We start from the raw sequence: 21,464 nt of genomic DNA on the forward strand, positions 1-21,464 counted from the left end.
AGTGATCTAACGATAACGCCTCACCTGCTGATTAGCCGCGCCGAGCGCTTGGATCCGTCGGCCGTGGGCGACAATGTGGCGGTGCGCAAACTGCTGATCGGGCTCACCGCAACCGTCACCGCGCTCGTCGTCGGGGTTGTCGGCACCGATTTCGGCTCGGCGATCTACGCCGAATACCGGCTTGCCCGCAACGTACGCACCGCGGCCGGGCTCAACTGGGACCCGTGGGTGGCCATCCTGGGCTTTCCCTTCCTCACCCAGGTCCGCAACCACCGCTACAAGGAGATCGAGATCCGCGCCGCCGGCGTCGACCACCCGGTGGTCGGCAAAGCCTCGTTGGAGGCCACGCTGCACGGAATCGACCTCACCGACTCGTCGTGGCTGATCCGGCCCGACGCGAAGCTGCCGGTCAGGAAGGCCGAGAGTCGCATCATCATCGACTCCACCCATATCGGCAGGTTCATGGGCATCGATGACCTGTTGGTGGAGGCTCCCTCGCGGGAAACCAACGACGCCACCGGGGGCACCACCGAATCCGGCATCTCCAGCAGCCAGGGCTTGGTGTTCACCGGAACCCCCAAGCAATCCGGACTCGACAAGCGGGTGAGCGTCGCGGTCGACCTGTCCTTCGCCGACGGCAACGAAACCACCCTGGTGCTGACCGCGACCGGGATCCTGACCGGCCCAGGAACCGCCGACGAGGCCGTGCCCGACGACAAGGTCGCGGCGGTGCTGTCGGAGTTCAGCCACACGATCACCGGCCAGAAGCTTCCGTTCGGCATCGCCCCCACCACCGCGGGCGCCCGTGGCTCCGACGTGATCATCGAGGGGATCGCCTCGGGAGTAACCATCGACCTGGCGGGGTTCAGACAGTCATGAGCTCTTCGATGGTGCTGGTGATCGTGGTGCTGATCGCCGCGCTCGGGGTCGCCTACGTGATCGGTCGCCTGATCACGCTGCGCGCCGGCATGATCAGGGCAGGTGAGGAGGCCGCCAACGTCGACACCAGCGATCTGGGGTTGTCCCACACCGGCCCGACCGTCCTTCATTTCTCGGCCGAATGGTGCGGGCCCTGCGCGGGAGTGCGACGAGTCGTCGACCAGGTGTGCGCGGAGCTACCCGAGGTTGCCCACGTCGAGATCGACATGGACGCCAATCCCGAAGCCGCCAGGCGGCTTTCGGTCCTGTCGCTGCCCACCACCATTATCTTCGACCGGGACGGGCGGCCCCGATACCGCACCAGCGGGGTGCCGAAGGCCGCTGACCTGCGCTCGGCTCTGGAACCACTGTTGGCCTGACCCGGCGGTTATTGGGTAAGCTGTGGCTCGTGTCAGCCCGCCTTGAGCTTGTGCTCACCAAGCGCCGCGCAGTCGATCTGTGCCGCGTCGCGGGTTGCTGCTGTTGTTGTTGCTGTTGAGGGCAGCCGCGCGCTTTTGCGCGCCCGCTCAGGCCTCGCGCCTGAGCCTGCACACCATCAGACCTTCTACAACAACAGGAGTTCGTTCTCATGTCATCGACATCAACCCAGCCCGTCGCTGATGGTCGGCCCGCGCAGGTCGACGTGCGGGGCCCTCGGTTCGCGGCCTGGGTCACCACCGCGGTACTGATCGCCACGCTGCTGGTCGCCGGGGTGAGTGAGCTCGCGGCCGCGGTGCTGCTCGGCGCCCAGGCCGTGGTGTTCGCCATCGGTGCGGTCGGCGGTCCACGCAAGCATCCGTATGGCCGGCTGTTCGCCACTTTCGTCGCACCGCGCCTGGCACCGGTCACCGAGCGCGAGCCGGTGCCACCACTGAAGTTCGCCCAGCTGGTCGGCTTCGTGTTCGCGATCGCGGGTACCGCAGGGTTCGCCTTCGGCATCACCGCGCTCGGCCTGACCGCCACCGCCTTCGCGTTGGTGGCGGCCTTCCTCAACGCCGCCTTCGGCATCTGCCTGGGTTGCCAGATCTACCCGCTGGTGGCGCGGCTACGTCGCGTCCCCAGTCCCGCATGACACCCGCCTGACAAACCAAATCTGAAGCAACCGAAAGGAATTCGTACATGGCACGTTCCGACGTCCTGGTCTCGACCGAATGGGCCGGGAACAACCTCGACACCCCCGGCGTGGTGTTCGTCGAGGTCGACGAGAACACCAGCGCCTACGACGACGAGGGGCACATCCCCGGCGCCGTCAAACTGGACTGGAAAGACGATCTGCAGGACGCCGTCAAGCGTGACTTCGTCGACCAGCAGCAGTTCTCGAAGCTGTTGTCCGACAAGGGCATCAGCAACGACGACACGGTGATCCTGTACGGCGGCAACAACAACTGGTTCGCGGCCTACGCCTACTGGTACTTCAAGCTGTACGGCCACGCCGACGTGAAGCTGCTCGACGGCGGCCGTAAGCGCTGGGAGCTCGACGCACGCCCGCTGGTCAAGGACGCCGTCAGCCGCCCCGCCACGTCGTACACGGCCCAGCCGCTCGACAACAGCATCCGGGCGTACCGCGACGAGGTCATCTCCGCGATCGGTGCGAAGAACCTGGTCGACGTGCGGTCGCCTGACGAGTTCTCCGGCAAGATCCTGGCACCGGCGCACCTGCCGCAGGAGCAGAGCCAGCGGCCCGGGCATATCCCCGGCGCCATCAACGTTCCGTGGAGCAAGGCAGCCAACGAGGACGGCACCTTCAAGTCCGACGAGGATCTGGCCAAGCTGTACGCCGCGGCCGGCCTCGACGGCGAGAAGGAGACCATCGCCTACTGCCGGATCGGTGAGCGTTCCTCGCACACCTGGTTCGTGCTGCAGGAGCTGCTGGGACACGAGAACGTCAAGAACTACGACGGTAGTTGGACGGAATACGGCTCCCTGGTGGGCGCCCCGATCGAGTTGGGAAGTTGATATGTGCTCTGCACCCAAGCAAGGACTGACGTTGCCGGCCGGCGTCGACCTGGAGAAGGAAACCGTCATCACCGGTCGCGTGGTGGACGGCTCCGGCCAGGCTGTCGGCGGTGCCTTCGTGCGCCTGCTGGACTCCAGCGACGAGTTCACGGCTGAGGTCGTGGCCTCGGCGACCGGCGATTTCCGGTTCTTCGCCGCCCCGGGCACCTGGACGCTGCGCGCCCTGTCCCCCGCGGGCAACGGCGACGCCAGCGTGGCCCCGGCCGGTGCGGGCATCCACGAGGTCGACGTCAAGGTCGCCTAGCGACGATCAAGGCGAGGTACGAGCCGATGAGGAGCTAGGCCATCGGCACCGCCTGATCGCTTGATCGCTTGATCCCGCTCGAACGTGGGCTTGTGTACGAGGATTCGCACGTATCTCGCACACAGGCCCACGTTCGGCGTGTATAGGGCGCCCCGACCCGGGGCGCCGACACCCTCGACTAGGAACTAGACTCACTCCCGTGGTGCTCTTCTTCGAGATAATGCTCGTCGCGGCCGTCGTGGTCATCACGTGGTTCGCGTTGTACGCGCTGTACCGCCTCGTCACCGACGAGTCGTGACCTCCGACCGGGACATTCCAGCCGAGGCCTCCGTTCCGGAGCCGGGCTCCGGTGACCGAGCCGTAGCGGCAGCCGCCGAGCGGGCCAAGGCAACGGCCGCCCGCAACATTCCGGTCTTCGACGACCTCCCGGTGCCTGCCGACACCGCCAATCTGCGCGACGGCGTCGAACTCAACGACGCACTGCTGGCACTGTTGCCGTTGGTCGGCGTCTGGCGCGGTGAGGGCGAAGGCCGCGACACCCATGGCGACTACCGGTTCGGTCAGCAGATCGTGGTCTCCCATGACGGCGGTGACTACCTGAACTGGGACTCGCGGTCCTGGCGGCTGAACGAATCGGGTGAATACGAATCCCCCGGCCTGCGCGAAACCGGATTCTGGCGATTCGTGACCGATCCCGATGATCCGACCGGCCGTGACGAGTCGCAGGCCATCGAACTGCTGCTGGCCCATTCGGCCGGCTATGTCGAACTTTTCTACGGCAAGCCCCTCACCCAGGCGTCCTGGGAGCTGGTGACCGATGCGCTGGCCCGCAGCAAGTCCGGGTTGCTGGTCGGGGGCGCCAAGCGCCTCTACGGCATCGTCGACGGCGGCGACCTGGGCTACGTCGAGGAACGTGTGGACGCTGACGGCGGTCTGGTACCGCATCTGTCGGCCCGGCTGTCACGGTTTGTCGGCTGATGCGCCGGCCGATCATCGCGGCAGGACTGCTTGCCGCAGCAGCGTTCCTCGGCGCATGTTCGTCGGAGGGCCCACAACCTGCTCCGACCTCACCGCCGCCCGAGCACGGGACCTATGCGCACTGCCTGTCCCAGCACGGCATCCCGTCTGCGCCCGGCCCGGTCGCCGGTCCGCCGTCCGGGGTCGACGATCAGACCTGGCAGCAGGCCACCAAGGCGTGCTCGACGCTGGCGCCGGGCCCGAGCAGCTAGGGCTCGCCTCCGCGCCCTGCCTTGCCGCGGCCCAATCATGGATCGCCGCAACCGATCTCAGCGGTATTGCCTGACACCGTTTCGCAACCAATCACACAGCCGGCTCCAAGGGTGCTGATAACCCAAGCCCATTCAGCCGAAATAGCCTCGGTCGCGCACCAACCATCGAGGAGGTAAATGTGTCCTTGTCATCGCTGCGCGCCGCCGTTTTCGGCGTCACCGGTGCAGCACTCGTCACCGGCATGGTGGCGTGTTCGTCCGGTTCGAGCACAGAGTCGCCCGATACCTCGGGGGCCACGTCGGCTTCGGAGTCGACGTCGGCCGCTCCGGCAGCCGCGCCCCACGGCGCGTTCACCGATTGCCTGACCGAGCACGGCATCCCGGCGCCACCGGAGGGTGCGCCACCAGGTCCGCCACCGGCGGGCGCGACCCCGCCTCCAGGCGCCCCGACGCCGCCGCTGGGTCCGGACGGGAAGCCTCTGCCACCCCCGACCGATGCGAATGGCGAGCCACTGCCACCGCCGCCGCCGATGGGCGAGGACGGCAAGCCATTGCCTCCGCCCGGTGTCGATCAGGCTCAGTGGGACGACGCGATGCAGGCCTGCCAGTCACTGGCGCCACAGCCGCCGCCGCAGTAACAGGGTTCGGCCTACCCCAGACATGGGGCGGCCCCCGAGCCGTGGTTCTTGGTTAGACAGACCGAGGGGCTCGGGGGCCGGGTGGCTGCGGGGAATTCGCCAGCGCGCGCAGGCAATACCCCGGCGCTGCTAGCGGGCAGCCACCTCACATGTCCATAAGTCACTCAATTTGACGGACCACCTCCTTCCCTGTGTGCACACGAAGCTACCCCCGTCCGCGCACCCCGACAAGCGATTTATCCGCAGCTCAGCGATCGCTGACGATCGCCGCGTCGACCAGGCCGGAGATATCGGCTGCCAGCGGTGCATAGGGCAGCGGCCGCCCGTCCAGGGTGTGCACCCGGGCCGCGAGGGTGATGCTGGAGACCAGCCAAACCCCCTGCGCCGTAAGCAGATCCGCCGGCTTGAGGGCCCGGAAGTCGCAGTCATAGCCCTTGTTGCGGGCCACCTCGAACAGTGCCTGTTGGGTGGTGCCGCGCAGGATCGGGTACCAGGGCGGCGGGGTGAGCAGAAGCGGCCGGCCGTCGTCACCTTCGGCCGCGATTACCACGGTGGAACGCGGCCCCTCCAGCAGGTAGCCGTCGGAGCTGACGAAGATCACGTCACCGGCACCCTGGCGCTCGGCGTGCCGCAGCGCGGCCATGTTGACCGCGTAGGACAGGGTCTTGGCGCCGGCGACCAGCCACGGCATGTCGCTGGCATTCAGGGGCAGCCCGCGGTCGAGGGTGATCGCCGCCAGCCCGTCACGCCGCACCCCGGCCACCCGGTCGGCCAGCGCGCCGATCGTGGCGAACGCCGTCGCCGGTCCCCCGCTCTCCCGCCCGCGGCTGTAGACCAGGCGCAGCACGCCGTCGCCGTCGTTGTCGGCGGTCCAACGTGCGGCCCCCGTCGCGACCGCCGCTCGCCAGGCGTCCAGATCCGGCTCGGGCAGATCCAGCATCTTGGCGGATTGGGTCAGCCGCCCCAGGTGCGCCTCCAGCAGGCAGGGTCTGCCATCGCGCACCAGCAGCGTCTCGAAAACCCCGTCGCCGCGCACCGCGGCCAGATCGTCGGCGTGCAGCAGCGGAGCGTTGGGATCGTGGATCTGGCCGTCAAGGGTGACCAGCACGGCTGGTTGGCTCGCCATGGGGCCAAAGCGTAGCCGCGCGCCCACGAGCCGCCGGCGCGGGAAGCGACAAACGTAGAGTTGGCGCTATGACTGCCCCACCGCCAGCAGTGCCCACGCCCGAAGGCAGCCCCGACGCCGGGGCCGTGTGGCATTACGGCGATCCGCTCGGCGAACAGCAGGCCGCTGCGGGTGCCGCCGTTCTGGTCGACCGGTCGCACCGCGCAGTCCTGACCCTGACCGGCAAGGACCGTCAGACGTGGCTGCACAGCATCTCCAGCCAGCACGTCAGCGCATTGCCGGACGGCATGGTCACCGAGAACCTGAGCCTGGATATGCAGGGCCGTGTCGAAGATCACTGGATTCAGACCGACCTCGGCGGCACCACGTACCTGGACACCGAACCGTGGCGGGGCGAACCGCTGCTGGCCTACCTGCGCAAGATGGTGTTCTGGTCCGACGTGCAGGTCGAGCCCGCGGATCTGGCGGTGCTGTCTCTGCTCGGGCCCGGGCTTGCCGATGACCAGGTCATCAAGGCCCTGGGCTGCGCGGAGCTGCCAGAGGAGGCGACGGCGGTCGCACTGCCCGGCGGCGGGTTCCTGCGCCGGCTGCCCGCCCCGGGAATCGAACTGGACCTGGTGGTGCCACGAGAGGCAGTCGCCGAGTACACCCGGCGGCTGACCGAGGCCGGCGTGCGGCCGGCCGGGATCTGGACCTACGAGGCCCACCGCGTGGCCTCCGGGCGCCCGAGGTTGGGGGTCGACACCGACGAGCGCACCATCCCGCACGAGGTCGGCTGGATCGGCGGCCCCGGCGTCGGAGCGGTCCACCTGGACAAGGGTTGCTACCGCGGTCAGGAGACCGTTGCACGGGTGCACAACCTGGGCAAACCACCCCGGATGCTGGTGATCCTGCAGCTCGACGGCTCCTCTGACCGGCCAGTGACGGGCGACGCGGTGACCGCGGGCGGGCGCAACGTCGGCCGGATCGGCACCGTCGTCGAGCACGCCGACGACGGCCCGATCGCATTGGCCCTGGTCAAACGGGGACTGCCGGCCGATACCGAGCTGGTCGCCGGCGCCGAGGCGCAGGCACCCGCCGTGATCGACCCCGATTCCCTGCCGGAGGCGGATGCCACCGCCGGCGCCGGGCGGGCGGCAGTGGATCGACTCCGGGGGCGTTAAGCCGTGGAACAGGTCATCAGCACGTAAACTCACTCGGTCACCGACGACGTGACGACCGTCTCTGCGCGGATCCTCGCGTTCTTGGTGACGGTCGTGCCGCTGTGCAACGACGCACGGTAGCCGGGCCCGCAGCCACTCGATGTGAGGTAGGGCCTGACAGCACTTCTCGGACGGGCACGGTAAAGTGTTGGCAGGAAATAAAGACACACAGATCGGAGCCGCCTAGCTATTGGGCCGCTCCGTTATTGCGCGAGGGGGTCCCCCATGGGCCGCGGCCGGGCTAAGGCAAAGCAGACCAAGGTTGCACGTGACCTTAAGTACAGCTCGCCGAATACCGACTTCAGTCAGCTCCAACGTGAGCTGTCGGGATCTCCCGATTCCGGCGACGTCAATGACGATGCCGAAGACTGGTCGGGCGAGGACGACTGGCGGCGCTGAGCCGCCGGCATTCTTTTCGTAGAACTTAGATACAGGTCGCGCTGATCGCGCACGTCGCTTACCAGCGCGACCTGTCTATCTGCCTAAAACCGCGGATGCTGTCCGACCAGCTGGGCGCGCGCACTGTCCTTGCCGCCCTTCTTCACGGTTCCCAGCGTCCAGCAGTCCAGGTGCCGTGCGGTCAGGATGGCCAGCGCGCGATCGGTGTCCTCCGGGGCGACGACGGCGACCATCCCGACGCCCATGTTGAACGTCTTCTCCATCTCGGCACGCTCGATGCGTCCGCGCTGGGCGATCATCTGGAACACGGGCGCAGGCGTCCACGTACCGCGATCCAGCTCTGCGGTCAGGCCATGGGGCACCACACGCTCCAGGTTGCCCGCCAGGCCACCGCCGGTGACGTGGCAGAACGTACGCACCTGCGTCTCGGCGGCCAGCGCCAGGCAGTCCTTGGCATAGATGCGGGTCGGCTCCAGCAACTCCTCGCCGAGGGTGCGGCCGAACTCTTCGACGTGGCCGGCCAGGTTCATCCGGTCGATCTCCAGCAGCACCTTGCGGGCCAGCGAGTAGCCGTTGGAGTGCAGCCCGCTGGACTTCATGGCGATGATCACGTCGCCGGGGCGGACGCGATCGGGTCCGAGCACGTTGTCGGCCTCGACGATGCCGACGCCGGTCGCGGAGATGTCGTAGTGGTCGGGTTCCATCAGCCCGGGATGTTCGGCCGTCTCGCCGCCCAGCAGCGCGCAGCCGGCCTGGACACAGCCTTCGGCGATGCCGGACACGATCGCACTGACCCGCTCGGGGACGGTACGGCCGACGGCGATGTAGTCCTGCAGGAACAGCGGCTCGGCGCCGCACACCACGAGGTCGTCGACCACCATGGCGACCAGGTCCAGCCCGACGGTGTCGTGCTTGTCCATGGCCTGGGCGACGGCGAGCTTGGTGCCCACACCGTCGGTCGAGGCGGCCAGCACCGGCTCGCGGTATCCGCCCCGTAAGGCGAACAATCCGGCAAACCCGCCTAGACCGCCCCTGACCTCAGGTCGGGTCGCCTTGGCGGCGAGGGGTTTGAAGAGTTCAACAGCGCGGTCACCGGCTTCGATATCCACTCCGGCCGACGCGTACGAAATGCTGTTGTGTTCGGCGATGCCGTGCTGTTCGGCGCCCTTAGTCATCGCAAGCAAGGCTACCGCCCCGCTGTTACGGGGGTACAGCGCAGGAGGTGTTAAGGACACCTCAAGGACGTCGCGACCGTGACGTCAGGGCCTGCGCAGCGCCGATGCGTTGTCGTTGTCGGGCTGCAGCGGAATGCCGGTGCGGGCTGCGGTGGCCAGCATCTGCTCGATGACGTTCTTGCCCAGTGCGGTCTCGCCGGGCAGCTCGATCGGGTAGTTCCCGTCGAAACAGGCCGAGCACAGCCGGGTGGGCGGTTGCTCGGTGGCCGCGATCATGCCCTGCTTGGAGATGTAGCCCAGGCTGTCGGCACCGATGGCGTGCCGCACCGCCTCCAGCATCTCGCCCGGGTGCTCGGCGGATGCCGCGTTGGCGATGAGCTCGGCCGGGGTGGCGAAGTCGATGCCGTAGAAGCAGGGCCATTTCACGGGCGGCGAGGCGATCCGGACGTGGACCTCCAGCGCCCCTGCCTCACGCAACATCCGGACCAGGGCGCGCTGGGTGTTGCCGCGCACGATCGAATCGTCGACGACGATGAGTCGCTTGCCGCGGATGACCTCCCGCAGCGGGTTGAGCTTGAGCCGGATACCCAGCTGCCGGATGGTCTGCGAGGGCTGGATGAAGGTACGGCCCACGTAGGCGTTCTTCATCAGGCCCTGCCCGAACGGGATCCCGGATTCCTGCGCGTAGCCGACGGCAGCCGGCGTTCCCGACTCCGGGACGCCGATCACCAGGTCGGCGTCGATCGGGTGCTCGCGGGCCAGCCGCCGGCCGATGTCGACGCGCGTGGCGTGCACCGAGCGGCCCACCAGCGTGCTGTCGGGCCGGGCCAGGTAGACGTACTCGAAGACGCAGCCCTTGGGTTCGGGGTTGGCGAACCGGGTGGAGCGGACGCCGTCGGCATCGATGGCAAGGAGTTCACCGGGTTCGATGTCGCGGACGAACGAAGCGCCGACGATGTCGAGCGCGGCGGTTTCGGAGGCCACCACCCAGCCGCGGTCGAGCCGGCCGAGCGCCAGCGGGCGCACACCGTGCGGGTCGCGGGCGGCATAGAGGGTGTTCTCGTCCATGAAGGTCAGGCAGAACGCGCCGCGCACGGTGGGCAGCAGGTCCAGGGCGGCCTGCTCCAGCGTCGCGTCGGCGGCGCCGTGGGCCAGGAGCGCCCCGAGGATGTCGGAATCGGTGGTGGCGGCCGGGGCGCCCTTCATGTCGATCAGTCCGGCTTCACGGGCGCGGGTCGCCAGCTCCGCGGTGTTGACCAGGTTGCCGTTGTGTCCGAGTGCGACGCCGGTCCCGGCGGCGGTGTTGCGGAACACCGGCTGGGCGTTCTCCCACGTGGTGGATCCGGTGGTGGAGTAGCGACAGTGTCCGACGGCGACGTGGCCCGGCATGGCGGCCAGGGTCTGCTCGTCGAATACCTGACTGACCAGCCCGAGGTCTTTGAAGACCAGGATCTGGGAGCCGTCGGAAACGGCGATGCCCGCTGCTTCCTGGCCACGGTGCTGCAGCGCGTACAGGCCGTAGTAGGTGAGCTTGGCAACGTCTTCACCCGGGGCCCAGACCCCGAATACGCCGCACTCTTCGCGCGGTTCGTTCTCTTCGAGTTGCTGCACAGTCACGATAGGGCTGCTCCCGGGGCGGCGGTTGGTGACATAACCGAGTCTACGGTCCAGGTGGGCCAACAAAAGAATCGAATGGCCGGTCTGGCACCGGCTTTTCCAACAGCGGGCGACACGATCGCCATTCCCGCACCCATCTACCGGGGTGTGGCCAGCCGTACCCGGATCCGTCGGGATAACCCCATCGACCCACTACATGGCAACGGCAAGGATGGATTTCGTGACGCGCCAACTCTCCGAGAAGCCGGCAACCGATCCCCTCGACCCCGACGCGGAGACCCGGCCGCAACCGTGGCCGGGGGTGACGAAGATCGCATTTCGGTTCTGCTTCCTGTACTTCGGCCTGTTCTGTCTGTTGTTCGCGCAGATCACGTTCGCCTTCCTGGGGATCGTCGGCCACTGGCTGCCGGATCGGGCGGTGATGTGGCAGATGACCGTCTTCGGGCCCGTGGTGGGCTGGGTCGGCAGCCACGTCTTCGGCGTCGAGGCGGTTCTGCATCAGGACTCGGGCAGCGGGGACCAGGCCGCGATCTGGGTGACGATGTTCTGCCTGCTGGTGTTCGCCGTCGTCGGCACAGCGGTGTGGTCGTGGGTGGACCGGCAGCGACACGACTACTCGAGGCTGTGGGCCTGGTTCCTGACATTTGTGCGGCTGTGCGTGGGCGGCCAGATGCTGTTCTACGGATTCGCCAAGCTGGTGCCGACCCAGATGCCCACGCCGCCGCTGGCCGCGTTGCTGCGCCCGTACGGCGAGTTCAGCCCGGCGTCGGTGCTGTGGCTCCAGGTCGGCAGCTCCTATCCGTACGAGATGGCGCTGGGCGCGGTCGAGGTGCTCGCCGGGTTGTTGCTGTTCCTGCCGCGGACCGGGACGCTGGGCGCCCTGCTCGGCGTGGCCAGCATGGCGCAGGTGTTCCTGCTGAACATGACCTTCGATGTGCCGGTGAAGATTCTCTCCGGACATCTCCTGCTGATGGGTCTGGTGCTGCTCGCCCCGCAATACCGCCGGCTGGCCGACTTCCTGGTGCTGCAGCGCACCACCGAACCGGCCGTCCAACCCGAACTGTTCGCCGGCGCTCGGGCCAACAACATCGCGGCGCGGATACAGGCCGCACTCGGTATCTGGATCGTGGCCGGTTGTGTCCTGACCAGCTGGCAGAGCTGGAGCGAGTACGGCGGCGGCCGCGTCAAACCCGAGCTGTACGGGATCTGGACGGTCAGCCGCTTCGACGTCGACGGCGCGGCGGCACCGCCGCTGACCACCGATCAGTACCGTTGGCAGCGCGTCGTTTTCGATCTGCCCGAGCTACTCACCTACCAACGGATGAGCGGCGAACTGGTGGACGCACCGGTCAAGGTCGACGGGAACAACCTCACGGTGTCGGGACCGGACGGCTCACCCCTGGCCACGCTCACCGCGTCCCGGCCGACACCCGAGCAGCTGCGGCTGACCGGTGAGTTGTCCGGCCGCGACGTCGCGATCTGGCTGGATCGGCAGGATCTGAACCAGTTCACCCTGCGGAACCGGGGCTTTCACTGGGTGCAGGAGTATCCCTACTTCCGGTGAGCCGGCCGCCACGCGCGGCGAACGGGACTAGACACTCCCCAGCGGCACCAGGGGCAGCCAGCGGGCCACCTCGCCGGCCCTCGATCCCGACATCTGCACCGCTACCCCGGCGTCGTCCAGGTCGAGCTGCCCGGTAGCCAGCAGCAGCCAGGTGCGGGGATCGGTTTCCACGACGTTGGGCGGGTTGCCCCGGGTGTGGCGGGGCCCTTCGATGCACTGCACCGCGACGAACGGCGGCACTCTCACCTCGACGCTGGCGCCCGGTGCTACCGCCGCCAGGGTGCGCGCGGTCAGCCGGACCGCGTCGGCCAGCTCGGCGCGGGCGGGTTCGGCATGGGTGGGTTCGCGTAGCCAGTCGGCCACGGCGGCGACCGCCGCCCTGGTCTTTTGCGGATCTACACTGCCTCGCGCGGCCATGCCATAGAGTCTCGCAAAGTGTTTGCCGATCACCGTAATCCGCCGTATCGCATGGCCGGTGCAGTGCTCTTGGTGATCCTCGCGCTCGCATTCGGGTTGATCGTGGCGCAGTTCCGGGGCGCTTTCGAACCCAAGACACCGCTGACCCTGCTGGCCTCGCGGGCGGGCCTGGTCCTCGATCCCGGTTCGAAGGTGACCTTCAACGGGGTTCCGATCGGCCGGGTGGCCACGGTGAGCGCCGACGGCAACCCGGTCCGGGCCCAGGTACGGCTCGACATCAACCCGAAGTACATGGACCTCCTGCCTGCCAACGTCCAGACCTCGATCCAGGCGACCACGGTGTTCGGCAACAAATACGTCGCCTTCACCTCGCCGGAACATCCGAGCCCGCAACGGGTTTCGAGCTCCACCCCACTCGACGTCACGGCAGTCACCACCGAGTTCAACAGTTTGTTCGAGACCATCACCGCCATCACCGAACAGGTCGACCCGATCAAGCTGAACCAGACCCTGTCGGCCACCGCGCAGGCCTTGACCGGGCTGGGCAGTGCGTTCGGGCAGTCGCTGAGCGACGGCAACACGATCCTCGGCGATGTGAACCCGCGCATGCCCGCGCTGCGCCACGACATCGCCGCCCTGGCCGATCTCGGCGAACGCTACGCGGCGGCCGGACCCGACCTGTTCGACGGCCTGACCGACGCCGCTCGCAGTGCCGCCACCTTCAACTCGCAGCGCGGTCAACTCGACGCCGCGCTGATCGCAGCGATCGGCTTCGCCGGGACCGGTTCCGACATCCTCGAGCGCGGCGGCCCGTATCTACAGCGCGGCGCACAGGACCTGATCCCGACGTCGAAACTGTTCGACAAGTACCAGGGGCAGCTGTTCTGCACCATCCGCAACTACCACGACGTCGCGCCCGCCTTCTATGCGACGTTCGGCGGCGACAACGGATATTCGTTCGACAGCACGGGAACCTTGTCGAGCATCGGCGTGGGCAACGCCTACGTGTATCCGGACAACCTGCCACGGGTCAACGCCAAGGGCGGGCCCGAGGGCAAGCCCGGCTGCTGGAAGCCGATCACCAAAGACCTGTGGCCTGCGCCGTACCTGGTGATGGACACCGGACTGTCGATCGCGCCGTACAACCATGTCGAACTCGGCTCGCCGATCTTCACCGACTACGTCTGGGGACGGCAGATCGGTGAGCCCACGATCAACCCGTGACCGCTTACGATCTTGTCCGAGGCCTTTGCGCGAAAAGGGGATTTGTGAACGCGTCGCCGATACAAGAAGTCTGATCGATGCCTAAACGCGCAGTACCGGCGAGCCCTGAGCAGCCCGCCGCCTGGCCCCCCGCACTTGCAGCATGGCGCGCCGTCGGCCTGTCGCTCGCACCGATCGGAGCCGCGGCCTTCAACGGGGTGGCCGGCCTGTGCGCCGCGGCCATCGCCGCCGTTTTGATCTTCGCGTTCGCCCGCCTGCACCGGAATGCACCACAGTCCGTATCGACGGGTGATCTGGTGGCCTCCACGGTAGGTCCGGCCGCCGGGCGGTTCACCAGCCTCATCCAGCTGGCGGCCTATGTGCTGCTGGGTGTGGCCGCCGCGCTCACGCTCGCGCTACAGCCGTTGACCGGAGCACCGGATCTGGAGACCGCGCTGGCCGGCTGGTGGTGGCCCGGCTGGTCTGTTGCAGTGGTGGTCATCGCCGGTGCGGTGGTGGCCTACCTGCCGACGCGGGCGGTGGGTGCCACGGCCGCCGCGCTGACCGGTGTGGGCCTGTTGGTTTTCCTCTACCTTGCGCTGGCGATCATGGCCCGGGTGGGCTCGGGTACACCTCCGGTTCAGTTCGGCGGGCCCACGCCCGTCAATTCGGTCCTGCTGGTGACGGCGGCAGCCATTCCGCTCGGCCTGGCGTTGGTGGGATTCGAGGCCGCGACCGTGGTCAGTGGCCGCCTTGAATCTGTGGCGCGCCCGGTGGGCGCGGCGGTGGGGATCACGGCGCTGGTCGCGGTCGTCCTGCTGCTGGCCGCCAACATCGGCGCGACCGGCGGGTTCCACCCCACCGCCGCGAACCTCCCGCTGATCGTCTCCCAGTTCTACTCGGATGCCGGGTTCTACTGGTTCACCACCGGGGCGTTGTGCCTGGGATCGGCCGCGGTGCTGGCCTTGACGTGGGCGGCCACCCGGGTCGCGGGACGATTGTTCGGTTCCGGTCCGGAGGTGGCGATCCTGGTTCCCGCGGTGATGTGTGTGCTGGCCGTGGCGTTCAGCCGGTTCCAGGATCACATCGGCAGACTGCAGATAGCGGTCCCGGCGCTGCTCTTACTGGTGGTCTATGTGCTTGTCACGGAGGCCAATTCGCGCGTCGAAGGGTCCGCGGCGGCACAGCAGGCGCCGAGGGTGATCCTGACCGTGGTGGTGGTCTGCGTGGTGTTGATCCCGCTGCGGGTCACCAGTTTCGCGATACCGGCGTTGTGGCCGCTGGCCGCTACGGCTGTGATCCTCGCGGTGGCAGGGGTGTTGGCGCGGCTTGGTAGGCCAGTGCGGCCAGCGCCCCCGCCTCGTTGATCGCCAGGTGAGCCAGCATCGGCGCCGCCAGGCTCGCCGAACGCTGCGCAAGCCAACCGAACGCCCACCCGGCGACCCCGGTGACCAGGACAGTCGGGAGCACCGGTTGGCCCGCGGCACGGGCGTCGGAGATGTGTGACAGCCCGAAAGCGGTGGCCTGCAACACCTGACCGCCCGCCGGACCGAACGCTTCGGCGCCGACCTTGCCCAGCGCACCGCGGAAGGCGGCCTCCTCCGGCCAGACGGTCCCCAGCGGGATCCGCAGCGCCAGCCAGCGGCCCGGCGCTGCGGGCAGGACCTTGCGGCGCATCCCGGTGCGGACCACCGGCACCGCCGAGGTTGCCGCCACTCCTGCGCTCACCGCGGTCGCGGCAGCCGCCCCGAGTCGCAGGCCCGACCACAGCGCCGGGGGCAGTAACCCCGGCCGGGCACTCGTCCCGACCATCAGCACGCTGCCGAGCCCCGCCCGCACCAGCGGCTGCCACCGGGCCGGCAACCGGGGGTCGACCAGGCCGTTCCACGCGACCAGGCCCACGGCCAGCGCCACCGCGCGAATCCGGCCGGTGGACATCAGTATTCGGGTCCGTTGTTGGCCTCGGTCTTCTCCAGCGCCACGCGGATTCGCTCCGTGTCCTCCGGAGTCCACCCCTCCGGTGGCGCCACCGCCGCCCAGCCGTCGAGCACCGATTCGCCGTAGTTGTGCCCGTGTCCGGCCGGGACGCTCGACGCGTTGGTGATGTCGGCGGCCACCTGCCAGAACGTGATGATGGGGTACCAGCGCATCGAGGCGGTGCGGTCCGTTCCCGGCGGTTCGACCAGCCAATCCGGTTCGGAGAACAGCAGATCCGTCGACCACCAGATGATCGGGTCCGACGGGTGTTGCAGGAACAGCACGCGGGTGCCCTCCCACGGAGCGGCGGTGTCCTCGGCGATCTCGGCGGCGTTCGCGGCCTCGGAGAACCGCACGGTGCGGCCGTTGTCGTAGCTGGGTCGCGCTTGCGGTGTGCCCGGGTCGCGGCGCGCGGTCAGGCCGCGCCACAGCGGGCTGGCATTGGGCGGGCCCACCCACAGCACCGAGGAGAAGCCCATCCGCGAGATGTCGGGGAGCCAGCTGAATGCGCCCTGTCCACCCATCGATCCCAGGCTCTCCCCGTAGAGCACCAGTTGGGGGCGATGGTCGGGCGGCAGCTGCGCCCAGCGCGCTTGGATCGCGTCGATCATCAGCCGTCCGGTCTTCATGGACTTCTCCCGGTCACCCATGAACGAAATCCAGCTCGGCAGATAGGAATACTGCATGCCGACCATCGCGGTGTCGCCGTTGTACATCAGCTCCAGGGCGCGGGCGGCCACCGGATTCACCCAGCCGGTGCCGGTGGTGGGGACGATGACCAACAGCTTGCGATCGAAGGCGTGGGTGCGCTCAAGCTCGCTGAGCAGCACCGCGGCCCGCTGATCGTCGGAGTCGGCGGTGTGCAACCCGGCATACACCCGGATCGGTTCCCTGGCCGGCGCACCGTTGAGCTTCTCCAGCTCGGCGGGACGCGGGCCGCTCGCCACGAAGTTGCGGCCCTGAAAGCCCAGCGAATCCCATGCCGCGAATGAGGCTGGGCTGCCCGACCTTTCAGGTTCGGTCGGCTGGCTGACGCCCTCACGGGTGGTGGAGTTCTGCGGCTGGAACACCCGGCTCGCCCCGGCCAGGAAACCGCGGTAGGCCACGCCGTTGACGAGCATGACGACCAGCACCACCACGATGGCGGTCCCGATGAACTGGGCCACCTCCCGATGCAGATGCCAGCGCCGGATAAACCACCTGGCCAGCAGTCGCACGATGTCGCGGAGCAACCGTGCCGTCGCGATCAGCGCGGCGCCCACCGCGACCGCGATGATCAGGGTGCGCAGATAGCCCAGCGTGGCGGGGCCTTCCATGCCCATCAACGCCGAGACCTGCCGCTGCCAGGCCGCGGCGGGGATCAGCATCAGCACGCACGCCACGATGGCGCCGGTCACGACGAGTGCCTTCAGCCAGTACAACGTCCGCTTCGACGGAGGCCACCAGGCACGGTTGCGTAACCCGAAGCGGTACAGCGCCTTTCCGAGCAGGAGACCGATGCCGTAGCCGATGGCGGCATTGATGCCGCCGATCAGCCCGGCGAACAGCCAGTCGCGCGGCAGCAGCGACGGGGTCAGCGAGAGACAGAAGAACAGGGCTCCGACGGCGATGCCGGCGAAGTCCAGTCGCACCAGGCTCCAGGCCCAGCGCAGCAGAGGATGACGTTCGTTGGAGGCTTTCTCCGTCACCCGAACAGCCCGGGCAGCACGCCCTCCGACGTACTCCGTAGCTCCGCGAGGGTGATGCTGAACTGTCCCTGGACCTCGATCGAGGGTTCTCCGCCTTCTGGCCCCTCGTCGACGACGCCCACCCGGGTGACCGGCAGGTCCCGGGCCTCACACATCGACCGGAACCGGCTCTCCTCGGTGCGCGGCACGGCCACCAGCACCCGGCCCGCGGACTCCGAGAACAGGAAGACGAACGGGTCGATGCCTTCCGGCAGATCCTCCGGAAGGATGACCCGGCAACCGGTTTCACCGGCCAGCGCGGCCTCCACCACGGCCTGGATCAGCCCACCTTCGGACAGGTCGTGGGCCGCGGAGATCAGTCCGTCCCGCGAGGCCGCGGTCAGCACCTCGGCCAGCAGCTTCTCGCGGTCCAGGTCCACCTTCGGCGGAACCCCACCCAGGTGGTCGCCGGTGACCTGGGCCCAGACCGACCCGTCGAACTCGTCGCGGGTATCCCCGAGCAGCAGCAGCGTCTCACCCGGTTCGGTGCCCAGCCCGGTGGGGATGCGTCGCTTCACGTCGTCGATCACGCCGAGCACGCCCACCACCGGCGTCGGCAGGATCGCCGTGGAGCCGGTCTGGTTGTAGAAGCTGACGTTGCCTCCGGTCACCGGAATGCCCAGGGCGGCACAGCCATCGGCGAGTCCGCGGACGGCCTGGCTGAACTGCCACATCACACCCGGGTCTTCGGGCGACCCGAAGTTCAGGCAGTTGGTCACCGCGACCGGGGTGGCCCCGGTGACCGCGACGTTGCGGTAGGCCTCGGCCAGCGCCAGCTGCGCGCCCGTGTAGGGGTCGAGCTGGGTGTAGCGGCCCGAGGCGTCGGTGGAGACTGCGATGCCGCGGCCGGTGCTCTCGTCGATGCGCAGGACACCACCGTCGGCATGCTCGGCCAGCACGGTGTTGCCGCGCACGTAGCGGTCGTACTGCTCGGTGATGAACGCGCGGCTGCACAGGTGCGGGCTGCCGATCAGTGCCAGCAGGGTGGCCTTGAGCTCGTCGCCGGTCTTCGGCCGGGGCAGTTTGGCCGAGGTGTCGGCGATCAGGGCGTCCTGGCTGTCGGGGCGGGCCACCGGGCGCTGGTAGACCGGGCCCTCGTGGGCCACGGTGCGCGGCGGCACGTCGACGACGGTCTCGCCGTGCCAGGTGATCTGCAGCCGGTCCCCGTCGGTGACCTCACCGATGACGGTGGCCAGCACCTCCCATTTGCGGCAGACCGCCATGAACGCATCGACGTTCTCCGGCGTGACCACGGCGCACATGCGTTCCTGGGACTCGCTGGAGAGCACCTCGGCCGGGGTCATGTCCTTGGCGCGCAGCGGCACCTGGTCCAGCTCGATGTGCATGCCGCCGTCGCCGGCCGACGCGAGTTCGGATGTGGCACAGGACAATCCGGCACCGCCGAGGTCCTGGATACCGACCACCAGGCCGGCCGAGTACAGCTCGAGACAACACTCGATGAGCACCTTCTCGGTGAACGGGTCGCCCACCTGAACGCTCGGCAGCTTCTTGCGGCCCGCTCCGCTCTCGTCGCCGCTGAAGGTGTCCGACGCCAGCACCGAGACACCGCCGATGCCGTCCAGGCCGGTGCGCGCGCCGAACAGGATGATCTTGTTGCCGGTACCCGAGGCGAACGCCAGATGCAGGTCCTCCTTGCGCAGGGCACCCACACACAGCGCGTTGACCAGCGGGTTGCCGGCGTAGGACGGGTCGAAGATCGTCTCGCCGCCGATGTTGGGCAGGCCCAGCGAGTTGCCGTAGCCGCCGACACCGCGCACCACGCCGTCGAGCACGCGGCGGGTGTCGGGTGCGTCGGCCGCGCCGAAGCGCAGCTGGTCCATGACCGCGACCGGGCGGGCGCCCATCGCCATGATGTCGCGGACGATGCCGCCGACGCCGGTGGCCGCACCCTGGTAGGGCTCGACGTAGGACGGGTGGTTGTGGGACTCGACCTTGAAGGTGACGGCCCAGCCGTCGCCGATGTCGACTACGCCGGCGTTCTCACCGATGCCGGCCAGCATGCCGGCGCGCATCTCGTCGGTGGTGGTCTCACCGAAGTAGCGCAGGTGCACCTTCGAAGACTTGTAGGAGCAGTGTTCGCTCCACATCACCGAGTACATGGCCAGCTCGGCGTCGGTGGGGCGGCGGCCCAGGATCTCGCGAATCCGCTGGTACTCGTCGTCCTTGAGACCGAGTTCGCGGTAGGGCTGCGGCTGATCGGGGGTGGCGGCTGCCCGCTCCACAGTGTCTTGGGTGGATGTACGGCCGTGGGTGAGCTCAGACGTCACGTGATCAGTTTAGTTGCTGCTCGCGTGTGGGCGCGGCCACACCGACGGGCGGCGCCGAAACCCGGCTGCAGGGCTATCCGCCCGCGATACAGAACGCGTTGCCGGCCGGGTCGGCCAGCACCACCCAGTTGAACTCCGGACCGAAGTTGTGCCGCCCGGTCTCGCTGGCGCCCAGCCCCACCAGACGCGTCACCTCGGCCTCCATGTCGGCCGCGTGGAAGTCGAGGTGCACGCGATTCTTGCCCGGCGTCGGATCGTCGACGTGCTGGAAACCGAGGTTGGGCCCGCCCGGCAGGTCGACGAGGACGAATTCGCCTGGAACAACGGCATTTACCGTGCCGTTGACGGCCTGCGCCCACCATTGGGCCAGCGTGTCGGGATCGGTGCAGTCGACTGTGATCATCTCCACGGAGAGTGCCATGGCGCCGACCCTAGATCAGGCCGGTGACAAGAACCCCCGCAATGCCGCCGAATAGGCGGCGACGTCCCGGGCGCCCATGAACTCCCTTGCGGAATGCATGGCGAGCTGCGCCGCGCCGACGTCGACGGTCGGGATCCCGGTGCGCGCCGACGTCATCGGCCCGATGGTGGACCCGCACGGCAGATCGGCGCGGTGCTCATAGCGTTGCAGCGGCACCCCGGCGTGGTCACAGGCCAGCGCGAACGCCGCCGCGGTGCGGCCGTCGGTGGCGTAGCGCAGGTTGGGCTGCACCTTCAGCACGGGCCCGGCGTTGACCTCGATCAGGTGTCCGGGCTCATGACGGTCCGGGTAGTTCGGATGCGTCGCGTGCGCCATGTCCCCGGAAGCCACCATCGATCCGGCCGCCCTGCGCAGGAAGTCCTCCCGGGTACCGCCCGCGGCGAGCACGATGCGCTCCAGCACGGTCGGCAACAGTTCGGACTGGGCGCCGTGGTCCGAGGTCGAACCGACCTCCTCGTGGTCGAACAGCGCCAGCACCGGCACATGTGTGCCTGCACCCGCGGCCAGGACCGCCTCCAGTCCCGCGTAGCAGGTGGCCTGGTTGTCCAGTCTGGGCGCGCTGACGAACTCCCCCTCGGCGCCGGTGATCGCCGACGGGGTCAGGTCGTGGGTCATCAGGTCGAAGCCCAGCACGTCGCCCTCGTCGGCCCCGGCCCGCTCCGCGACGAACCGCAGGAACGACCCGGGCCGCTCCCCCAGGCCCCACACCGCGTTGACGTGGCGCTGCGGGTCGGGGCTCACGCCCTTGCGGTCCTCGGACAGGTGGATGGCGAGCTGGGGCACGCGCAGGATCGGATCGTCGATCCGGATCAACCGGTGTTCGATCCGGTTGCCGTCGCGGACCGAGAGCCTGCCGCTGATCCCGAGGTCGCGGTCCAACCACGAGTTCAGCCAGGCCCCGCCGTAGGGCTGCAGTGCGACCACCTGCCAGCCGGCGACGACGCGATCGGGGTGCTGCTTGACCCGGAGGTTGGGGCTGTCGGTGTGGCCGCCGACGACCCGGAACGGTGCGGCCGGGTCGGTTCCCTCGGCGTTCCAGGCCACGAGCGAGCCCGCCCGCACCGTGAAGAACTTGCCCGCGGTGGCCGGCCAGCCGTCGGTTTCGGCCAGCTCGGTGAATCCCGCGTCGCGCAGGCGTTGCGCGGCAGTGGCGCACACGTGGAACGGAGACGGAGAGGCATCGATGAACTCGCACAGGCCCTGAGCGCTCGCTGGCATCTTTTCATCTTGACCGGCGAACCGG

At 68.6% G+C, this 21,464-nt stretch carries 23 protein-coding genes; 14 read left to right on the top strand and 9 right to left on the bottom strand.

Going from position 1 to position 21,464, the window contains the following annotated elements; genetic code table 11:
- Positions 1-63 precede the first annotated feature (63 nt).
- The 9 genes from lmeA (at position 64) to TX88_RS24410 (ending at position 5,045) form a co-directional block, all read left to right on the top strand.
- Positions 64-879, top strand: coding sequence for a mannan chain length control protein LmeA (gene lmeA, locus TX88_RS24370; RefSeq protein WP_044521860.1), 816 nt, complete (start codon positions 64-66; stop codon positions 877-879).
- Positions 876-1,298, top strand: a complete 423-nt coding sequence (locus TX88_RS24375; RefSeq protein ID WP_044520471.1) for a thioredoxin family protein — start codon at positions 876-878, stop codon at positions 1,296-1,298. The genes lmeA and TX88_RS24375 overlap by 4 nt, the downstream gene beginning before the upstream one ends.
- A gap of 29 nt (positions 1,299-1,327) precedes the next feature.
- Positions 1,328-1,417: an Ms5788A family Cys-rich leader peptide gene (locus tag TX88_RS35770; protein WP_350222965.1), complete on the top strand. Its 90-nt coding sequence runs from the start codon at positions 1,328-1,330 to the stop codon at positions 1,415-1,417.
- A 90-nt stretch (positions 1,418-1,507) separates the two neighbouring features.
- Positions 1,508-1,990 carry a DUF4395 domain-containing protein gene (locus tag TX88_RS24380; protein WP_044520473.1) on the top strand — a complete coding sequence of 161 codons (483 nt, stop codon included), beginning with the start codon at positions 1,508-1,510 and terminating at the stop codon, positions 1,988-1,990.
- 47 nt (positions 1,991-2,037) lie between these two features.
- Positions 2,038-2,874 (top strand): sulfurtransferase, encoded by an 837-nt coding sequence (locus tag TX88_RS24385; protein ID WP_044520474.1) that lies wholly within the window; start codon positions 2,038-2,040, stop codon positions 2,872-2,874.
- Position 2,875: 1 nt separating this feature from the next.
- The gene (locus TX88_RS24390) at positions 2,876-3,178 is read left to right on the top strand and encodes a DUF1416 domain-containing protein (protein WP_044520476.1); all 303 of its coding nucleotides are present in this window, start codon (positions 2,876-2,878) and stop codon (positions 3,176-3,178) included.
- A gap of 294 nt (positions 3,179-3,472) precedes the next feature.
- Positions 3,473-4,156 carry a heme-binding beta-barrel domain-containing protein gene (locus tag TX88_RS24400; protein ID WP_044520480.1) on the top strand — a complete coding sequence of 228 codons (684 nt, stop codon included), beginning with the start codon at positions 3,473-3,475 and terminating at the stop codon, positions 4,154-4,156.
- On the top strand, positions 4,156-4,407 hold the full coding sequence (locus TX88_RS24405; protein ID WP_044520481.1) for a hypothetical protein: 252 nt from the start codon (positions 4,156-4,158) through the stop codon (positions 4,405-4,407). The genes TX88_RS24400 and TX88_RS24405 overlap by 1 nt, the downstream gene beginning before the upstream one ends.
- Positions 4,408-4,586: 179 nt before the next feature.
- On the top strand, positions 4,587-5,045 hold the full coding sequence (locus tag TX88_RS24410; protein WP_044520483.1) for a hypothetical protein: 459 nt from the start codon (positions 4,587-4,589) through the stop codon (positions 5,043-5,045).
- Positions 5,046-5,292: 247 nt separating this feature from the next.
- On the opposite strand, the gene TX88_RS24415 is transcribed toward TX88_RS24410, so the two are convergent.
- A complete protein-coding gene (locus TX88_RS24415; RefSeq protein WP_044520485.1) occupies positions 5,293-6,171 on the bottom strand; it encodes an aminodeoxychorismate lyase in 879 nt (292 codons plus the stop codon).
- A 68-nt stretch (positions 6,172-6,239) separates the two neighbouring features.
- Here TX88_RS24415 and ygfZ point away from each other — a divergent pair, with 68 nt between their 5' ends.
- Together ygfZ and TX88_RS33515 are read left to right on the top strand one after the other, a co-directional pair.
- Complete coding sequence (gene ygfZ, locus TX88_RS24420; protein WP_044520487.1) at positions 6,240-7,334, top strand: CAF17-like 4Fe-4S cluster assembly/insertion protein YgfZ; 1,095 nt, start codon at positions 6,240-6,242, stop codon at positions 7,332-7,334.
- Between the two features lie 264 nt (positions 7,335-7,598).
- Positions 7,599-7,772, top strand: coding sequence for a DUF3073 domain-containing protein (locus TX88_RS33515; RefSeq protein ID WP_082940115.1), 174 nt, complete (start codon positions 7,599-7,601; stop codon positions 7,770-7,772).
- Between the two features lie 83 nt (positions 7,773-7,855).
- On the opposite strand, the gene purM is transcribed toward TX88_RS33515, so the two are convergent.
- A complete protein-coding gene (gene purM / locus TX88_RS24425) occupies positions 7,856-8,947 on the bottom strand; it encodes a phosphoribosylformylglycinamidine cyclo-ligase (protein WP_044520491.1) in 1,092 nt (363 codons plus the stop codon).
- Between the two features lie 84 nt (positions 8,948-9,031).
- Entirely contained in the window at positions 9,032-10,564 is a 1,533-nt protein-coding gene (gene purF, locus TX88_RS24430) for an amidophosphoribosyltransferase (RefSeq protein WP_044520492.1), read from the bottom strand.
- Between the two features lie 211 nt (positions 10,565-10,775).
- On the opposite strand from purF, the gene TX88_RS24435 reads away from it, so the two are divergent.
- On the top strand, positions 10,776-12,128 hold the full coding sequence (locus tag TX88_RS24435; protein WP_110918143.1) for a DoxX family protein: 1,353 nt from the start codon (positions 10,776-10,778) through the stop codon (positions 12,126-12,128).
- A gap of 27 nt (positions 12,129-12,155) precedes the next feature.
- On the opposite strand, the gene TX88_RS24440 is transcribed toward TX88_RS24435, so the two are convergent.
- Positions 12,156-12,545 (bottom strand): sterol carrier family protein, encoded by a 390-nt coding sequence (locus tag TX88_RS24440; RefSeq protein ID WP_044520493.1) that lies wholly within the window; start codon positions 12,543-12,545, stop codon positions 12,156-12,158.
- A gap of 51 nt (positions 12,546-12,596) precedes the next feature.
- Between TX88_RS24440 and TX88_RS24445 the strand changes: the two genes are divergently transcribed.
- Both TX88_RS24445 and TX88_RS24450 read left to right on the top strand, forming a co-directional pair.
- Positions 12,597-13,769 carry an MCE family protein gene (locus TX88_RS24445; RefSeq protein WP_044520494.1) on the top strand — a complete coding sequence of 391 codons (1,173 nt, stop codon included), beginning with the start codon at positions 12,597-12,599 and terminating at the stop codon, positions 13,767-13,769.
- Positions 13,770-13,846: 77 nt separating this feature from the next.
- Positions 13,847-15,115 (top strand): APC family permease, encoded by a 1,269-nt coding sequence (locus tag TX88_RS24450; RefSeq protein ID WP_044520495.1) that lies wholly within the window; start codon positions 13,847-13,849, stop codon positions 15,113-15,115.
- Here TX88_RS24450 and TX88_RS24455 read toward each other — a convergent pair.
- The 5 genes from TX88_RS24455 to TX88_RS24475 all read right to left on the bottom strand — a co-directional run bounded on the left by TX88_RS24455 (position 15,036) and on the right by TX88_RS24475 (position 21,439).
- Positions 15,036-15,686, bottom strand: a complete 651-nt coding sequence (locus tag TX88_RS24455; protein WP_044520497.1) for an Rv0804 family intramembrane glutamic endopeptidase — start codon at positions 15,684-15,686, stop codon at positions 15,036-15,038. The two genes, TX88_RS24450 and TX88_RS24455, sit on opposite strands and share 80 nt — an antisense overlap.
- Entirely contained in the window at positions 15,686-17,413 is a 1,728-nt protein-coding gene (locus tag TX88_RS24460) for an alpha/beta hydrolase (RefSeq protein WP_044520499.1), read from the bottom strand. The genes TX88_RS24455 and TX88_RS24460 overlap by 1 nt, the downstream gene beginning before the upstream one ends.
- Positions 17,410-19,740 (bottom strand): phosphoribosylformylglycinamidine synthase subunit PurL, encoded by a 2,331-nt coding sequence (gene purL, locus TX88_RS24465; protein WP_044520500.1) that lies wholly within the window; start codon positions 19,738-19,740, stop codon positions 17,410-17,412. Before purL ends, TX88_RS24460 begins: the two co-directional genes overlap by 4 nt.
- Before the next feature lie 73 nt (positions 19,741-19,813).
- Positions 19,814-20,161: a VOC family protein gene (locus tag TX88_RS24470; protein ID WP_044520501.1), complete on the bottom strand. Its 348-nt coding sequence runs from the start codon at positions 20,159-20,161 to the stop codon at positions 19,814-19,816.
- A 15-nt stretch (positions 20,162-20,176) separates the two neighbouring features.
- Positions 20,177-21,439 (bottom strand): M18 family aminopeptidase, encoded by a 1,263-nt coding sequence (locus TX88_RS24475; RefSeq protein WP_044520503.1) that lies wholly within the window; start codon positions 21,437-21,439, stop codon positions 20,177-20,179.
- Positions 21,440-21,464: the final 25 nt, after the last annotated feature.

It is taken from the genome of Mycolicibacterium septicum DSM 44393 (assembly GCF_000455325.1).
Taxonomy (GTDB): domain Bacteria; phylum Actinomycetota; class Actinomycetes; order Mycobacteriales; family Mycobacteriaceae; genus Mycobacterium; species Mycobacterium septicum.

Bases quoted from the DNA above. Each gene is read 5' to 3' on its own strand.
- ygfZ (WP_044520487.1), top strand. From the start codon at position 6,240: ATGACTGCCCCACCGCCAGCAGTGCCCACGCCCGAAGGCAGCCCCGAC.
- TX88_RS24390 (WP_044520476.1), top strand. From the start codon at position 2,876: ATGTGCTCTGCACCCAAGCAAGGACTGACGTTGCCGGCCGGCGTCGAC.
- TX88_RS24475 (WP_044520503.1), bottom strand. From the start codon at position 21,439: ATGCCAGCGAGCGCTCAGGGCCTGTGCGAGTTCATCGATGCCTCTCCG.
- purM (WP_044520491.1), bottom strand. From the start codon at position 8,947: ATGACTAAGGGCGCCGAACAGCACGGCATCGCCGAACACAACAGCATT.
- TX88_RS24445 (WP_044520494.1), top strand. From the start codon at position 12,597: ATGGCCGGTGCAGTGCTCTTGGTGATCCTCGCGCTCGCATTCGGGTTG.
- TX88_RS24450 (WP_044520495.1), top strand. From the start codon at position 13,847: ATGCCTAAACGCGCAGTACCGGCGAGCCCTGAGCAGCCCGCCGCCTGG.
- TX88_RS33515 (WP_082940115.1), top strand. From the start codon at position 7,599: ATGGGCCGCGGCCGGGCTAAGGCAAAGCAGACCAAGGTTGCACGTGAC.
- TX88_RS24385 (WP_044520474.1), top strand. From the start codon at position 2,038: ATGGCACGTTCCGACGTCCTGGTCTCGACCGAATGGGCCGGGAACAAC.
- TX88_RS24435 (WP_110918143.1), top strand. From the start codon at position 10,776: ATGGATTTCGTGACGCGCCAACTCTCCGAGAAGCCGGCAACCGATCCC.
- TX88_RS24470 (WP_044520501.1), bottom strand. From the start codon at position 20,161: ATGGCACTCTCCGTGGAGATGATCACAGTCGACTGCACCGATCCCGAC.
- TX88_RS24440 (WP_044520493.1), bottom strand. From the start codon at position 12,545: ATGGCCGCGCGAGGCAGTGTAGATCCGCAAAAGACCAGGGCGGCGGTC.
- TX88_RS24375 (WP_044520471.1), top strand. From the start codon at position 876: ATGAGCTCTTCGATGGTGCTGGTGATCGTGGTGCTGATCGCCGCGCTC.
- TX88_RS24380 (WP_044520473.1), top strand. From the start codon at position 1,508: ATGTCATCGACATCAACCCAGCCCGTCGCTGATGGTCGGCCCGCGCAG.
- TX88_RS24415 (WP_044520485.1), bottom strand. From the start codon at position 6,171: ATGGCGAGCCAACCAGCCGTGCTGGTCACCCTTGACGGCCAGATCCAC.
- TX88_RS24405 (WP_044520481.1), top strand. From the start codon at position 4,156: ATGCGCCGGCCGATCATCGCGGCAGGACTGCTTGCCGCAGCAGCGTTC.
- TX88_RS24455 (WP_044520497.1), bottom strand. From the start codon at position 15,686: ATGTCCACCGGCCGGATTCGCGCGGTGGCGCTGGCCGTGGGCCTGGTC.